The 293-nt window shown below is 48.5% G+C and carries 2 tRNA genes; both read right to left on the reverse strand.

Annotated elements, in window-relative coordinates:
* Positions 1 to 70: 70 nt before the first annotated feature.
* A tRNA-Ala gene (locus L8H52_RS30375) sits at positions 71 to 146 on the reverse strand.
* Positions 147 to 156: 10 nt separating this feature from the next.
* Positions 157 to 233: transfer RNA gene (locus tag L8H52_RS30380), tRNA-Ile, on the reverse strand.
* Between the last annotated feature and the right edge of the window lie 60 nt (positions 234 to 293).

Genomic DNA, 293 nt, shown 5'->3' on the forward strand with positions numbered 1-293 from the left:
TCTAATCAAAAGACTAGAAATCAATATTCTCAATGGAATACTCATTTCTAAGCTTTCAGAAGCAGTTATATGGTGGAGCCAAACGGGATCGAACCGTTGACCTCCTGCGTGCAAGGCAGGCGCTCTCCCAGCTGAGCTATGGCCCCATAACAAAATTGGTGGGTCTGGGCAGATTCGAACTGCCGACCTCACCCTTATCAGGGGTGCGCTCTAACCAACTGAGCTACAGACCCAATTTCGAGCGCGTAACTGTTAGCTTGGAGCTATCAGCTTGGAGCTTAAAGCTGCTTCTA

The sequence above is a fragment of the Pseudomonas sp. CROZ-RG-20F-R04-15 genome (genome assembly GCF_022662375.1).
Lineage (GTDB): Bacteria > Pseudomonadota > Gammaproteobacteria > Pseudomonadales > Pseudomonadaceae > Aquipseudomonas.